Genomic DNA, 14434 nt, shown 5'->3' on the forward strand with positions numbered 1-14434 from the left:
CTCTGGCGAACCATATGCGCACGCCGGGCGGCCTGGGCGAATCGCAGTACGAAGTTCAGCTCGCGTACTACGTTTGCTTGCTCAAGATCTTTCAACTGTGGCGTCGTACCGCCGGACAGTTCCGCGCAGTTCAACGGTTGGACCTGTTCGAAGAGTTTGCTCGATGGATGTTGGACGAGGTCGGCTACAACCTCAGCTACCCGCTGCGCGTGGCGTTTGATCGGTTCGTCGGTAGTCAACAAGCGGACCGAGTTGAATACATCGACAAGCTAATGAAATTCGGTCGCAACCCCTCTAGAGAACTGTGGGGGGCTGCATGGGATCTTGCCCACTTGTCCAGCATCGACCTGAGTTTGAATCCAGATTTCAGAGGGGCTTTCTCGCCGGAAGGCGGCGGCGTGTTGTTGGTGACGGACGACAAAGCGCTCCCGCTCTTCCGAGARAGGTTGCGCCCACGGGACAAGCGCCTAGACGACCACCAGCACCGGCTCGAGTCGATAGAAACGTGGATTCGCGAAGAGACCCTCTCAAGGCAGGTGGGGCCGCGACCCCAGGAGTACTGGGAACAGTTGGTGCAGAAGTGTGAGGCCGARACTTTCGAGGCGGAATCGGAGCATCAATGTGAAGGCGTCGTGCCGGGCGATCACAGTGTCGGTGAGCGCCAACGCGTTAGCTGGCTCAACAGGCTGATGCGAAGTATCACGGGCACTGGATGAAAACCGTCGCTCACCAAGTTGCCTCACACAGACGGTGAGCTTGATCCGCGGAACCATGTGTATCTATCCGACGGCCTTCCCTCGCGTACTGACGTGCGTGTGTAGAAGGAGTAGGAGAGTGCGGTGCCACCGGCCCAGTAGGTGCGTTCAGCGATCCGCACGTCCGGGCGGTGTTCCTGAATGGTGTGGGAGCATCTGGTCATGCACACCGAGTTCGGGGAGTTCGTCGAGGGGGTGGAGCTTCCGGCAGTGCAGGGGCCGCTGCCCAAAGGCAGAGAACTTGTCTTCCAACTCACCCCACGGATGAAAAGCCTCGAGTGGGCAGCACGCAAACGGCCCGAACTGTTCGGCGGTGCACTCCTCGCATTCGCGCAACGGCGANAGAACTTGTCTTCCAACTCACCCCACGGATGAAAAGCCTCGAGTGGGCAGCACGCAAACGGCCCGAACTGTTCGGCGGTGCACTCCTCGCATTCGCGCAACGGCGATACGGCGCCATGCAAGCGAGGCCCGATCTGTTGCCCCCGCGCGCCTGGGGCGTATTGTCGGTCATCCCCGCAACAGATCGACTTCGAACGACGCTCGGCGGAACTTGGGATCCGAGGGCCGCGCCGACCAACTGGCCGAATAACCTCTTTCTCGGTGTCGATGACATTGTTCAGGTCTGCTGGTTCCTTCGAGCCGGCCTACCCGTTCCTGCCGCGCTCATCGCGCGAAGACTGTTCGAGCGCTGGACACTGAACGTTGCCCACCAATTCGACCTCAGCAGGCAAGAGACCGAAAGCGAAGAGGCGTACATCACTCGCGTGTGGCGCACCCTGCGACACCCGAGCCTGCCGGATGAGGCGGGCCCGTGGTGGGCGTGGTTGTCCGAGTTCCTGCACGCGCGCCCCGGTCACCCAGCGTTTGGTGACCCCGCGGCGCAGCCGCTGAGTCCCGTAGCAACTCAGAACGTTGCTCACCACAACGCCATATCCGCCGTCGTCGACATCGTCTTGGGGTACATACGAGGAGGGATCGATCTCCTCGCGGAACAGCAAGGGGTTGACGGCGCGTCTCTGTCGCTACGCTCCTTGCACCGCGACATGACCATCGCAGAGCCGTTCGGACTCAGCTTCGCGTTCGTACCACTCGAGTACTTCGAGGTGTACAGAAAGCGATCCGAGCAATGGGTGCGCGGCGGTCAGGCCTACCGAGCTGACGTCACCGACGAGGTCTGGGGGCTGGCCGACAAGACAAACTCCCTCATGACCGTCCGCGCCTTCCTGGAACGGCGCGGGCGGGCAATCGAACGAGCGCGAGGGGCATTCGATGATGAGAAAGCAGCATTGGGTGAGGAGTTCTCACCCGGCGACCTCGCATCACGCATTTTCCGTCAGCGCACCATCGCTGAGACGGCCCGACAGATCGTCCCGGACGCGAGCGGAGTGGAACGGGACGCACTGATCGTGGCGGCGCAAGCAGCGGACGGCGCCACCTACCTATGGTTGGAAGACTCCGACGACGCCGTTGGCTGCATCCGTGTCCTTCTCGAGCAGGTAGCGCGATTGCGCACCCACCGGCTCAAACCGGGACGAGCCCAGCGGTTGGAAGCGNCTCCGACGACGCCGTTGGCTGCATCCGTGTCCTTCTCGAGCAGGTAGCGCGATTGCGCACCCACCGGCTCAAACCGGGACGAGCCCAGCGGTTGGAAGCGGCGGGAGCGCCATCCTCGTCCCGGTGGCTCAGCGAATCGGGGTGGGGTCGGCTAGCCGTGCTGATGAGGGCGCTCAACGAGTACGCGCACCTCGGCATCCGTAGTCGGCGACGCGGCGCTGCAGCGTTGCTCCGTGAAGTCCAGTCCAACGTGGACGGCGAGGAGTCCCGGCGAGGATCCGCTGTCAACGCAGCGTTCATGATCTTCGCCTTCGAGCTTTTCGACCGTCTCACGGACACCAACCCTGAGGTCGCGCGAGAGTTTAGTAGGCAGGTCACGCTCTTCGACCGCGACCTTCACCTAGAGATCATCGAGGAGTACCTGAACAGGGTCTTCACCAGACGCGCCCACGACTTTGGTGATCCTGACTACGGACGATCTCCAGGCTCAGGGTCGTCAGGATCGTCCTCCTGAGCACTGCCTTCAGGCTCTTTCGCCGACCTGTGGGTGCTGCCGACGCAGCAGCTTCACTATGGCGAACGACGCTGCTCTTGGGCGTACGGAGGACTATCTCGGTGCGGGCGGAGGATCGGCTGAATCTCGGGGCAAGATGAGGCCCGGAAACATGCGGCAGGATGAGATCTACGTACAACTCACCATCACCACGTAGAGGCCCGAATCTCGCAATAGAACGAGAGACCGGGCCTCTGGCGTTGGTTGGGGGCGCACAGGCGACCCCTGAAAATCCCCGGAGGTCGTGCGCCGCCTGGCCGCTGAGCTTCGGCATCGGCCAGAATGATCAACATGACCTGGATTCCCTTCGGTGCCGACGAGTCGTCCTATCCGGCCTTGGTAGACGGTATCCCGCCGTGGCTCGAATCCCCGCTCGCGGAGTGGTTCATGAGCGAGTTCTACGAGGAGTATCAGGAGGATTCGGGCCTGCTCGTCCGAGCCGATCGAATGCGCAGGTTTGATTTTGCCTCCCGTGCGACGCCCTATACCGATCACCTACGGAGCTACGGGCCGGGGCAGGTATGGAATATGCTCCGTGAGTGGGAGAAGTTCCGATTCTTGGACTGGCTTATTCGCGACAATGTGACGCAGGGCGAGGATGGAAACGAGGAGCTGGAAGAACTGCTGCGCGACGGGGGCTCCAAGTGGAGGGTCGGAGTTCGTCGCGGCGAAGCCGGTCTTGAAGAGCGTGTCGCGCAGGGCGTTGCGGAGGCGGCGGAGTCGGTAATGGCGACTCCCGGTCACGCGGGTGAGCTATTGTCAGCCGCGTGGCACAGCGCCTTCGGGGTCAGCCCTGACCCGGAGCGCGCATACTCGAAGGCAATCAAAGCCGTTGAGGCTGCTGCAATCCCGGTAGTGAGCCCGAACAACACCTCGGCAACGCTAGGTTCTGTGCTGGCCCAGATGCGGGATCAGCGGGATTGGAAGCTCGAACTCACGAGAGAAGAATCGACGAACTCCAGCGCCGGGACGCTCCTTGGCATGGTGCAGACGCTGTGGAAGGGGCAGAATGACCGCCATGCAGGCGCGGCCGGATATACGGCGAGTACACGAGCCGAAGCGGAGGCGGCAGTGATGCTCGCTGTGCCACTGGTTCAGTGGTTCGGTTCCGGGGCAATCGCGCGAAGGTGAAGTAAGGGAGAGGGGCACCCGCGAACGGATGCCCCTCTCGGCGCTTGTCTACGGTCTCGTCGGACCGTAGACTTCGGATAGGTTGTCACCTTTCCTCAGGCCAGCGAAGGCCTGTACCTCCTCCGAGGCTGCGACTCAAAGGAACTGCAATTCCTGTTGAGCCGGTAGACCGGGATCACCGCGTCCGGCGACTTTGGACCCCGGCCAATCTCTAAACGGCCATCACGAGTCCTCGCGACCGCTGGTGTTGCTTGCGCGGGGCTCGTAGCCCAGCGGAGCGAACAGATTTTCGTCGAGCTTCTGCACCAGGCCGCGCTCGACTGCCCGAACGAGAGCGTTGTTGACCGAGTTGCGAGGGTTGGTCCACGTCCGCGGAAAGCCCTTGTAGTGGTTGAAGGCCTTGTAGATTTCGTCGCGGTCGGCGGGATGTCCCATCTTTTCGACGACCTCTGAGACCCACTCAGTCGACGGAACGCGCTTGCGGACTACTGGTTCACCGCCCTCGTCAACGTGCGTGATGTTGATCCATCGAGAATTTGTTGCGTTAGTCGCTGTGTCGTTCTCGCCGCCGGCAGCGTCGGCGAGAACTGCCTCGTCCTCGACGCTGGGTACGCCGAGCAGGGCCTCGATGTTCTCGATCGCGCCGCGCAAGTGCGTCAGGCGCCGGCCGACTGTCTGAAGTTCCTCGTCCAGCTCGCTAGCGCGTCGCTCAGCGTCCTCGCGCTCAGAGCGGAGCGTGTCGAGGGTGGTGCGGAGCGGGTCGTGGGTCATGTACACATGATGACACACCACCCGACACAACTCAAGCCCACAACCCGAACTCGGGTTTGGGTGCTCGTAAGTGAACACTTTAGGTGTGCAGAATGTTGAGTGTCGGTGTAGCGATGTGTGTGGTTTCGCGCGAACTACACACGTCACCTCCGATTGTGGTGCACAGCTTGCCGAAAGCGTTCGGATGGTTGAGGATCGGCAAGAGGACGCAGTCAGTGCGCGTGGCTCTTAGGTTCGGCTCAAGGTCACAGGAGACGGTGAGGACTCGCCGGCGGCGGGACGCTCTCATCGCTGTGTCTTGGTCACTGGAGGGGAATCATTGAGTGAGCCACTATGTAACACCCGATTTTCAGGCGATCCCGACGATCTATCGTCGCGAGCCAGTGCTGCTGCTCGCCACTTTCGAGGCGGAGGTCGTTGGCGCGAAGCTCGGAGATCGCCACGTTCGAGTGGCGCGGTCGACGGTGGAGACTCTTGCTAGCGAGTTTGGGTTTCGTCAGTTGGATAGATTTCTGACCGACGTTTCGAAGGGAGTGCCGGACGCGCTGGTCGCGTATAGCTCCTTGGGAATCCGTTTCGAGGGCGGACGACGTGGTGTCAAGGTTCGCCATAGCGAACGACCTTCGGAAGAATGGCAAGAGCTCGTGAGTCACCTGGGCAGGGTTCTCGTCATCGTTGCACTGCAGCGCGAGCCGACCGACTTCGATCTCCGCACGCTCCTGAGCTCACGGCGTGCATTCGGAGGATACGCGTCCGCGATGAAGAGCGGGCAGGGAAGCGCACGATATGTGTTCCTGGGTGTCGATGGCCGACGCGGGGTCACCACGACCGACAAGCATGTGTTCTTGGACTCGAACGTCCTAGTTCACCTCGAGAAGGTCGCCAAGGACGCCTCAAAGGATGCTGGNGGAAGCCCACGATATGTGTTCCTGGGTGTCGATGGCCGACGCGGGGTCACCACGACCGACAAGCATGTGTTCTTGGACTCGAACGTCCTAGTTCACCTCGAGAAGGTCGCCAAGGACGCCTCAAAGGATGCTGGGCGAGATCRGGAAGTTCAGCAAGTTGCTTCCGAGATTGCGCACGGAACTGTCCAGGGTGGGYTCGCCATCGCTGAGTTGAGTTGGGACCGTGWAACAGGAACCCGGRACTATGCGCGAGCAGCGAGCCTTGGTGCGACCGTCGACGCCTGGTTCGGAGAMGGGAGTATCGCTCGGACKCAGGATCTAACTGAAGTGCGTGCTCACTACCGCGAAGCTCTGGCGAACCATATGCGCACGCCGGGCGGCCTGGGCGAATCGCAGTACGAAGTTCAGCTCGCGTACTACGTTTGCTTGCTCAAGATCTTTCAACTGTGGCGTCGNCTCTGGCGAACCATATGCGCACGCCGGGCGGCCTGGGCGAATCGCAGTACGAAGTTCAGCTCGCGTACTACGTTTGCTTGCTCAAGATCTTTCAACTGTGGCGTCGYACCGCCGGACAGTTCCGCGCAGTGCAACGGTTGGACYTGTTCGAAGAGTTTGCTCGATGGATGTTGGACGAGGTCGGSTACAACCTCAGCTACCCGCTGCGCGTGGCGTTTGATCGGTTCGTCGGTAGTCAACRAGCGGACCGAGTTGAGTACATCGACAAGCTAATGAAATTCGGCCGCAACCCCTCCAGAGAACTGTGGGGGGCTGCATGGGATCTTGCCCACTTGTCCAGCATCGACCTGAGTATCAATCCAGATTTCAGAGGCGCTTTTTCGCCGGAAGACGGCGGCGCGCTGCTGGTGACGGACGACAAAGCGCTCCCGCTCTTCCGAGAAAGGTTGCGCCCACGGGTCCTCGTCARAGACAACACYTAYTCYCTGATGCTCATGGCCGCTGACACTGAGGTCGACAAGCGCCTAGACGACCACCAGCACCGGCTCGAGTCGATAGAAACGTGGATTCGCGAAGAGACCCTCTCAAGGCAGGTCGACAAGCGCCTAGACGACCACCAGCACCGGCTCGAGTCGATAGAAACGTGGATTCGCGAAGAGACCCTCTCAAGGCAGGTGGGGCCGCGACCCCAGGATTACTGGGAACAGTTGGTGCAGAAGTGTGAGGCCGAAACTTTCGGGGGAGAATCGGAGCATCAACGTGAAGGCGTCGTGCCGAGTGATCACAGCGACGTTGAGCGCCAGCGCGTCAGCTGGCTCAACAGGCTGATGCGAAGTATCACGGGCACTGGATGAAAACTGTTGCTCACCCAGCTGCCTCACACGGGCGGCGAGCTTGACCCGCGCAAACCATCTGCATCTATCAGATGACCGTTCCGGGTGTACTGACGTGTGTGTGTGTGTGTGTGTGTGTGTGTGTGTGCCGAAGGAGTGCGAGAGCGCTGTGCCACCGGCCCATTAGGTGCCTTCAGCGATCCACACGTCCGGGCGGTAGTCATGAATCGTGTGGGAGCATCTGGTCATGCGCACCGAGTTCGGGGAGTTTGTCGAGGGGGTGGAGCTTCCGGCAGTGCAGGGGACGCTGCCCGAAGGCAAAGAACTTGTCTTCCAACTCACCCCACGGATGAAAAGCCTCGAGTGGGCAGCACGCAAACGGCCCGAACTGTTCGGCGGTGCACTCCTCGCATTCGCGCAACGGCGATCCAACTCACCCCACGGATGAAAAGCCTCGAGTGGGCAGCACGCAAACGGCCCGAACTGTTCGGCGGTGCACTCCTCGCATTCGCGCAACGGCGATACGATGCCATGCAAGCGACACCCGATCTGTTGCCCCCGCGCGCCTGGGGCGTATTGTCGATCATCCCCGCAACAGATCGACTTCGAACGACGCTCGGCGGAACTTGGGATCCGAGGGCCGCGCCCACCAACTGGCCGAATCACCTCTTTCTCGGTGTCGATGACATTGTTCAGGTCTGTTGGTTCCTTCGAGCCGGCCTACCCGTTCCTGCCGCGCTCATCGCGCGGAGACTGTTCGAGCGGTGGACACTGAACGTTGCCCACCAATTCGACCTCAGCCGGCAAGGGACCGAAAGCGAAGAGGCGTACATCACTCGCGTGTGGCGCACTCTGCGGCACCCGAGCCTGCCGGACGAGGCGGGCCGGTGGTGGGCGTGGTTGTCCGAGTTCCTGCACGCGCGCCCCGGTCACCCAGCGTTTGGCGACCCCGCGGCGCAGCCGCTGAGCCCCTTAGCAACTCAGAACGTTGCTCACCACAACGCCATATCCGCCGTCGTCGACATCGTCTTGGGGTACATGCGGGGAGGAATCGATCTCCTCGCGGAACAGCAAGGGATTGACGACGCGTCTCTGTCGCTGCGCTCCTTGCATCGCGACATGGCCATCGCAGAGCCATTCGGACTCAGCTTCGCGTTCGTGCCACTCGAGTACTTCGAGGTGTACAGAAAGCGATCCGAGCAATGGGTGCGCGGCGGTCAGGCCTACCGAGCTGACGTCACCGACGAGGTCTGGGGACTGGCCGACAAGACCAACTCCCTCATGACCGTCCGCGCCCTCCTGGAACGGCGCGGGCGGGCAATCGAACGAGCGCGAGGGGCATTCGATGATGAGAAAGCAGTATTGGGTGAGGAGTTCTCACCCGGCGACCTCGCATCACGCATGTTCCGTCAGTGCACCATCGCTGAGATGGCCCGACAGATCGTCCCGGACGCGAGCGGAGCAGAACGGGACGCACTGATCGTGGCGGCGCAAGCAGCGGACGGCGCCACTCACCTATGGTTGGAAGACTCCGACGACGCCGTTGGCTGCATCCGTGTCCTTCTCGAGCAGGTAGCGCGATTGCGCACCCACCGGCTCAAACCGGGACGAGCCCAGCGGTTGGAAGCGACTCCGACGACGCCGTTGGCTGCATCCGTGTCCTTCTCGAGCAGGTAGCGCGATTGCGCACCCACCGGCTCAAACCGGGACGAGCCCAGCGGTTGGAAGCGGCGGGAACGCCATCGTCGTCCCGGTGGCTCAGCGAATCGGGGTGGGGTCGGCTAGCCGTGCTCATGAGGGCGCTCAACGAGTACGCGCACCTCGGCATCCGTAGTCGGCGACGCGGCGCTGCAGCGTTGCTCCGTGAAGTCCAATCCAACGTGAACGGCGAGGAATCCAGGCGAGGGTCCGCTGTCAACGCAGCGTTCATGATCTTCGCCTTCGAGCTGTTCGACCGTCTCACGGACACCAACCCCGAGGTCGCGCGAGAGTTCAGTAGACAGGTCACGCTGTTCGACCGCGACCTTCACCTACAGATCATCGAGGAGTACCTGAACAGGGTCTTCGCCAGACGCGCCCATGACTTTGGTGATCCTGACTACGGGCGATTTCCCGGCTCAGGGTCGTCAGGATCGTCCTCCTGAGCACTGCCATCAGGCTCTTTCGCCGACGTGTGGGCGCTGCCGACTCAGCGGCCTCACCATGGCGAACGAGGTCTGTCCGGGTGGACAGAGGATTATCTCGGCGCCGGCGGAGGATCGGCGGAATCCCGGTGTAAGAAGAGGTGCGGAAACACGCGGCAGGATGAGATCCACGTACAACTCACCATCGAAAAGCTCCGGACAGCCGCAGGCATCCGGGGCTTTCGTCGTCTCCGCCGTGGACGCGGCAGTATGGATGCAGCGACAGATCATCCGGGGGAGCGCTGTGGACGAAGATGACCGGCGAGCGCTGCGCCGATGGGCGAGAGGCGCCTTGCAGTACTTCGTGTGCCTGCTGCCTCTCGGAGCCGCCGCCGCCGTGTTCTTCCTCGTGGCGGGCAGTGTGAGAGTGGCCACGCACGCTGAGCTTCAGCATGCGGTGTTCGGGTGGCCATTCGGGTGGGTGACGCAGGATCTCTCGCGCTACGAACCCGTCGCTTACCCCGCCACGATCGAATTCGAGTATCAGCGCGCGTGGCATGATCCGATCGTGACCTCGTACGACTGGTGGCTGTTCGCAGCGAACAGTGCGATTCTGAGCGCCATCCTGACAACGATCCTGCTGATCGGCCTCGGAATCCTCAGGGTGAGGCGGGCGCTGCGCGAGTAGGCGAGCTACAGTCTGAGGCGAGTCGTCCACGAGAGAGGCATGCCGATGAGTGATCACGCGAGGCTGGCACAGCTGGAGGCGGAGCACGTCGAGCTCGTACTCCGCCGGTTCGACCGCAGGGATGCCTGGGATCTCGGGCGCTCCATAGCGGAGAGGGCACTGGCCGAGGGCTTCCCCGTGGCCGTGGATGTGCGCACGTCGTCCGGCATCCTGTTCCATGCGTCCTTGCCTGGCGCGACCGGCGACAACGACGTGTGGGCCGCGAAGAAGGCGGCGACCGCCCTGCGGTTCGAGACCAGCACCGCACTGCTCGAGACACGAATCGAGAACGGCGGGCGCGACATGTACGAGCCCGGATGGCTCGACCCCGTCGTGTACGCGGTTGCGGGAGGCGCAGTGCCCATCCGCGTCGACGGTGTGGGTGTCGTCGCAGTCGCCACGGTGTCCGGCCTTCCGTCGGCGGATGACCACGACCTGGTGGTGGCCGGGATCACGAGCCTGGGGCTGCTCCGCGACTGACGACGTCGGCTTGGCGAGTCGGTGGCGGTCTCGCGAGCGCTCTCTCATCTGGATCCGCATCGAGGTTTCTGGACAGCGTGCAGAAATAGCTGGACAGTGACGCCTCGCAAGCGCATAATCGTCACACACAGGACGTGGCCGTTGCGAAGGAGCATCCCATGAGTGACACGAACGAACCCTCGGAACTGTTCACCTCGGCTGACGGGCCCAGCGGCGCGTCGATCACCGACTGGACCGATCTCGGGCGGGAGATGTGGGCATACCTGACCGGTCGAGGCGCTGCCGTGAATTACACGTTCGACGATATGACCGTCGAGGTGCCGCGGGATATCGGACCGGACGCCCCTCGTGCCACATGGAAGTTCAACGGGACTCTGCGTGTCACCACCAGTGACAGCGCCACCGGCGACTCCCGCTCGGTCTGAACGGAGTCGGTGCCGATGATCCGCCTCGACATAGACCTGAGCGTCGAGCAGGTCGGACCGGACGATGACGCCCCGATGCGGTTCACCGTCCACGCCGCCGGGCAAGAGGTCATCATCACCTTCGATGACACTCACGGTCTCGGCGCGCTGAGCCGCCACGATCTCACGCACCTCGCCCCTCTCGCAGACGGTCTCGCACGCAGGGGCATCAGCGTGCGTGTGGTCGGCCCGAAGGGCACCCTCGTGCAGTTGGGCGATGTGAAATCCGGCCCGGTCGGTCGGGCGATCGCCGGTTCCCCCCACATCAAGCTCGGTCGGCTCAGCGCGCTTCTCGCCGAGGTCCAGCATCGAGAACAGGGCAAGGCGTCGCCGTTCACCGTGCCACCGCCGACGCTGTTCCCCGTCATCCCCACTCTGGCCAGGGGTGTTCGGCGACGCGTCACGACGACTCACTACATCCCGGGGTCCGGCCGTCCACGGCTGATCTTCGCCGTCGGATCCGGTGACTGGAACAACAGCAGACCGAGAGAATTCGATCTGCTGTCCGGACGCACGACGATCGGTTCGGGACCAGACGCAGATCTGCGACTGGACGGGCTGGAGAAGCTGCATGCCGAGATCCGACACAACGAGGATGACGAGTACGTCCTCTACTCGTTCGCCGCGACCGGCGGAGGGCGTCCGAACCTGCCGCACAGCAAAGAGGACGCCAGAATCCTCCGGACAGGTTCGCGCATCGAGATCGGCCCCTGGCGGCTCGCCTACTACCGCGAGGAGTTCGCCGACCACGGCCGCCCCTTCGGAGGGCGACAGGGCGGGGAGTACGCGTTCCAGCGACAGCAGCCGATTCGACCCTATGGGTCGGGGGAACTCGGCTGACGACCCGTCCGTGTCAGTAGTCGGGATGCAGGCGCAGCCGTGAGGCGATCTGCGCCGCCTGCTCGGCGGGAGTCAGCGCGATGTCGATCTCGATCGACCGCTCGTCTTCCTCCAGCGCTTCCAGCGTCGCGAACTGGGAGTCGAGCAGCGTCGTCGGCATGAAGTGCCCTTCACGTCGCAGCATCCGGTCGAGGATGAGTTGGCGCTCGCCTGTGAAGTGCACGAACGTGACCGCATCTCGGCGCAGCACGTCGCGGTAGCTGCGCTTCAACGCAGAGCAGGTGACGATGCCGGGCTCACCCGCCTCGATGCGATCGTCGATCCATTCGGCGATGAGGTCGAGCCACGGCCAGCGGTCTTCGTCGGTGAGGGCGTGACCGGCAGCCATCTTGGCGACGTTCGCCGCGGGGTGCAGGTCGTCGCCCTCTTCGAAGGCCCAGCCGAGGCGGCCGGCGAGCATCGCCGCGACCGTGGATTTTCCTGTGCTGGCGACGCCCATGAAGACGAGAACGGGTGCGTTGACGGACATCATGGCGCGCTCAGACGAAGATGCTCAGGACGAGGACGCCGGCGAGGCCGGTGACCGAGATCAGGCATTCGAGAACTGTCCACGACTTCAGAGTCTGCGGGATGCTGAGGCCGAAGTACTCCTTGATGAGCCAGAACCCCGCGTCGTTGACGTGCGAGAGGAAGACCGAGCCGGAGCCGATGGCGAGCACGAGCAGGGCGACCATGGGCGAGTCGAGCGTCTCGGTGAGCGGCTGCAGGATGCCGGCGGCGGTGATGGTCGCGACGGTCGCGGATCCGGTCGCGATGCGGATGACGACGGCGACGAGCCACGCGAGGATCAGCACCGACACGGACGAGCCCGACACGAACTGCGCGATCACGTCGCCGATGCCGGTGTCGACCAGCACCTGCTTGAAGCCGCCACCGGCGCCGACGATCAGCAGGATGCCGGCGATCGGGCCGAGCGACGAACCCACGATGTCGTTGATCTTGGTGCGGTCGAACCCGGCGCCACGGCCGAGGATGAAGAATCCGGCGAGCACGGCGATGAGCAGCGCGATGACCGGCGTTCCGAGGAAGTCGAGCGCGACCTTCCAGGGGGCGTCCGAGCCTGCGGCCGAGATGTCGGCGACCGCCTTGGCGAGCATGAGGAAGACAGGGAGCAGGATGCTGAACAGCGTGGCGCCGAACGACGGGCGGCGACGCTGCTCCACGCCCTCGTCCTCTTCGGTGACGAACAGCTCGGGGACGGGGACGTCGACCCAACGGGCGGCGAAGCGGGCGAACAGCGGCCCGGAGATGATGACCGCGGGGATCGCGACGATGACGCCGAACGCGAGTGTGAGACCGAGGTTGGCGCCGAGCGCGTCGATGGCGGCGAGCGGGCCGGGGTGCGGCGGCACGAGTCCGTGCATCGCCGAGAGACCCGCGAGCGTGGGGATCGCGATGCGCATCAGCGGAGCGCCGGAGCGACGGGCGACGAGGATGATCACCGGCACGAGGAGCACGAGGCCGACCTCGAAGAACATCGGCAGACCGATGACGGCACCGATGAGGCCCATGACCCAGGGGAGGGAGCGGGCGCTGGCCCGGCTGACGAGAGTGTCGACGATGCGGTCGGCTCCGCCGGAGTCGGCGAGAAGCTTGCCGTAGATCGCTCCGAGCGCGATCAGGATGCTGACGCCGCCCATGGTCGTGCCGAAGCCCGTCGAGAAGCTGGTGACGGAGGCGGCGATGTCCATGCCCGCGATCGCGCCCGTGGCGAGTGCTCCGATGGTGAGCGACAGCAACGGGTGCAGCTTCACCCAGGTGATCAGCACGATGATGATCGCGATGCCGATCACGGCTGCGGCGATGAGCTGGCCAGCAGGCTGAGGGGTGGCTGCGGTGTCGGTGGCGGCCATCATGAGCGCGTCAGCGGCGGGGGTGAAGAGTGCCATGAGCTTCCTTGATCCGGGCGTTGTTTACGACCTTATGCCGTACATAATAAGCACGCATACCACGTCATGCGCAACATAACCGAAACATAGGTGTGAGATGTCCCGCCTGACGACGTCGCCGAGGGCATACTCGTCATATGACCGTCCCCAGCTTCGGAAGCCCCGTTCACGACTCCCTGGTCGCCGAACTCGGGCGCGCGATCGTCGACGGAGTGCACGCTCCCGGGTCGAGGATGCTCACGGTCGACGTCGCACAGGAGCGAGGTGTGTCCCGCTCCGCCGCGCGCGAAGCAGTTCGCGTCCTCGAGTCGTTCGGCCTGGTCTGGGTGCGCCGCAAGTCGGGCGTCGAGGTGCGGCCTCGCGCGGACTGGAACGTCTACGCCCCCGAGGTCATCGCCTGGAGGCTCGCGGGGCCGGGCCGCGACGAGCAGCTCCGCGAGCTCAGTCAGCTCCGTTCGGTCATCGAGCCTCTGGCCGCGCAGCTCGCCGCGGGCACGGCGACCTCCGAACAGAAGGTCGACCTCGTCTCGCTCGTCGTGGCGATGGGGCAGGAGGATCACGAGGCGGACCGTGAGCGCTATCTCACTGCCGACGTCCGCTTTCACCGCCTGCTGCTGGAGTCCTCCGGCAACGGGATGCTCGCCGCTCTCGGAGGCACGGTCGAAGCTGTGCTGCGGGGGCGGACCGTGCACGATCTGATGCCGCACGTGGCGAATCAGAGCGCGGTGCAGTGGCACAGGGATGTGGCGTTCGCGGTGGCGAGCGGCGACGCGGATGCCGCGGCCGCCGCCATGCGGAACATCGTCTCGGAGGCTGACGAGGCGATGCAGCGGGCCGCCGAGTAGGCGGACGCCTGCGGTCCCACTGATATCTCGGTATACGTACGC

General features: G+C 63.6%; 14 protein-coding genes. 11 read left to right on the forward strand and 3 right to left on the reverse strand.

Annotated features, from left to right (window positions below; genetic code table 11):
* The 3 genes from ASF63_RS19205 to ASF63_RS00020 all read left to right on the forward strand — a co-directional run.
* Positions 1-716: hypothetical protein (locus tag ASF63_RS19205; RefSeq protein WP_162238865.1), on the forward strand; the 716-nt coding region annotated here is incomplete at its 5' end.
* Between the two features lie 201 nt (positions 717-917).
* Positions 918-1097 (forward strand): hypothetical protein (locus tag ASF63_RS19385; protein WP_235560652.1); only part of this gene is annotated, 180 nt, incomplete at its 3' end.
* Between the two features lie 2059 nt (positions 1098-3156).
* Entirely contained in the window at positions 3157-3996 is an 840-nt protein-coding gene (locus ASF63_RS00020) for a hypothetical protein (protein WP_157534191.1), read from the forward strand.
* Positions 3997-4218: 222 nt separating this feature from the next.
* Here the strand turns inward: ASF63_RS00020 and ASF63_RS00025 are convergent, their stop codons facing one another.
* Positions 4219-4767, reverse strand: a complete 549-nt coding sequence (locus ASF63_RS00025) for a hypothetical protein (RefSeq protein WP_056508213.1) — start codon at positions 4765-4767, stop codon at positions 4219-4221.
* A 2444-nt stretch (positions 4768-7211) separates the two neighbouring features.
* On the opposite strand from ASF63_RS00025, the gene ASF63_RS18965 reads away from it, so the two are divergent.
* The 7 genes from ASF63_RS18965 (at position 7212) to ASF63_RS00065 (ending at position 11598) form a co-directional block, all read left to right on the forward strand.
* On the forward strand, positions 7212-7412 hold the full coding sequence (locus tag ASF63_RS18965; RefSeq protein WP_157534193.1) for a hypothetical protein: 201 nt from the start codon (positions 7212-7214) through the stop codon (positions 7410-7412).
* A complete protein-coding gene (locus ASF63_RS00040) occupies positions 7409-8641 on the forward strand; it encodes a hypothetical protein (protein WP_157534194.1) in 1233 nt (410 codons plus the stop codon). The genes ASF63_RS18965 and ASF63_RS00040 overlap by 4 nt, the downstream gene beginning before the upstream one ends.
* 116 nt (positions 8642-8757) lie before the next feature.
* Positions 8758-9108 carry a hypothetical protein gene (locus ASF63_RS00045; RefSeq protein ID WP_157534195.1) on the forward strand — a complete coding sequence of 117 codons (351 nt, stop codon included), beginning with the start codon at positions 8758-8760 and terminating at the stop codon, positions 9106-9108.
* 283 nt (positions 9109-9391) lie between these two features.
* Positions 9392-9775: a hypothetical protein gene (locus ASF63_RS00050; RefSeq protein WP_056508223.1), complete on the forward strand. Its 384-nt coding sequence runs from the start codon at positions 9392-9394 to the stop codon at positions 9773-9775.
* A 45-nt stretch (positions 9776-9820) separates the two neighbouring features.
* Positions 9821-10294 carry a heme-binding protein gene (locus ASF63_RS00055; RefSeq protein ID WP_056510053.1) on the forward strand — a complete coding sequence of 158 codons (474 nt, stop codon included), beginning with the start codon at positions 9821-9823 and terminating at the stop codon, positions 10292-10294.
* A gap of 158 nt (positions 10295-10452) precedes the next feature.
* Positions 10453-10719, forward strand: a complete 267-nt coding sequence (locus ASF63_RS00060) for a hypothetical protein (protein ID WP_056508225.1) — start codon at positions 10453-10455, stop codon at positions 10717-10719.
* A 15-nt stretch (positions 10720-10734) separates the two neighbouring features.
* Complete coding sequence (locus tag ASF63_RS00065; RefSeq protein ID WP_056508228.1) at positions 10735-11598, forward strand: hypothetical protein; 864 nt, start codon at positions 10735-10737, stop codon at positions 11596-11598.
* 13 nt (positions 11599-11611) lie between these two features.
* Here ASF63_RS00065 and ASF63_RS00070 read toward each other — a convergent pair whose 3' ends face one another.
* Together ASF63_RS00070 and ASF63_RS00075 are read right to left on the reverse strand one after the other, a co-directional pair.
* Complete coding sequence (locus tag ASF63_RS00070; protein WP_200933946.1) at positions 11612-12130, reverse strand: gluconokinase; 519 nt, start codon at positions 12128-12130, stop codon at positions 11612-11614.
* Positions 12131-12137: 7 nt separating this feature from the next.
* The gene (locus ASF63_RS00075) at positions 12138-13547 is read right to left on the reverse strand and encodes a gluconate:H+ symporter (RefSeq protein ID WP_082477751.1); all 1410 of its coding nucleotides are present in this window, start codon (positions 13545-13547) and stop codon (positions 12138-12140) included.
* 137 nt (positions 13548-13684) lie between these two features.
* On the opposite strand from ASF63_RS00075, the gene ASF63_RS00080 reads away from it, so the two are divergent.
* Complete coding sequence (locus ASF63_RS00080) at positions 13685-14392, forward strand: FadR/GntR family transcriptional regulator (RefSeq protein ID WP_056508230.1); 708 nt, start codon at positions 13685-13687, stop codon at positions 14390-14392.
* Positions 14393-14434 lie beyond the last annotated feature (42 nt).

The sequence above is a fragment of the Microbacterium sp. Leaf320 genome (genome assembly GCF_001423485.1).
GTDB lineage: Bacteria > Actinomycetota > Actinomycetes > Actinomycetales > Microbacteriaceae > Microbacterium.

Bases quoted from the DNA above. Each gene is read 5' to 3' on its own strand.
- ASF63_RS18965 (WP_157534193.1), top strand. From the start codon at position 7,212: ATGCGCACCGAGTTCGGGGAGTTTGTCGAGGGGGTGGAGCTTCCGGCA.
- ASF63_RS00060 (WP_056508225.1), top strand. From the start codon at position 10,453: ATGAGTGACACGAACGAACCCTCGGAACTGTTCACCTCGGCTGACGGG.
- ASF63_RS00065 (WP_056508228.1), top strand. From the start codon at position 10,735: ATGATCCGCCTCGACATAGACCTGAGCGTCGAGCAGGTCGGACCGGAC.
- ASF63_RS00040 (WP_157534194.1), top strand. From the start codon at position 7,409: ATGAAAAGCCTCGAGTGGGCAGCACGCAAACGGCCCGAACTGTTCGGC.
- ASF63_RS00045 (WP_157534195.1), top strand. From the start codon at position 8,758: ATGAGGGCGCTCAACGAGTACGCGCACCTCGGCATCCGTAGTCGGCGA.
- ASF63_RS00020 (WP_157534191.1), top strand. From the start codon at position 3,157: ATGACCTGGATTCCCTTCGGTGCCGACGAGTCGTCCTATCCGGCCTTG.
- ASF63_RS00025 (WP_056508213.1), bottom strand. From the start codon at position 4,767: ATGACCCACGACCCGCTCCGCACCACCCTCGACACGCTCCGCTCTGAG.
- ASF63_RS00075 (WP_082477751.1), bottom strand. From the start codon at position 13,547: ATGGCACTCTTCACCCCCGCCGCTGACGCGCTCATGATGGCCGCCACC.
- ASF63_RS00080 (WP_056508230.1), top strand. From the start codon at position 13,685: ATGACCGTCCCCAGCTTCGGAAGCCCCGTTCACGACTCCCTGGTCGCC.
- ASF63_RS00055 (WP_056510053.1), top strand. From the start codon at position 9,821: ATGAGTGATCACGCGAGGCTGGCACAGCTGGAGGCGGAGCACGTCGAG.
- ASF63_RS00070 (WP_200933946.1), bottom strand. From the start codon at position 12,130: ATGATGTCCGTCAACGCACCCGTTCTCGTCTTCATGGGCGTCGCCAGC.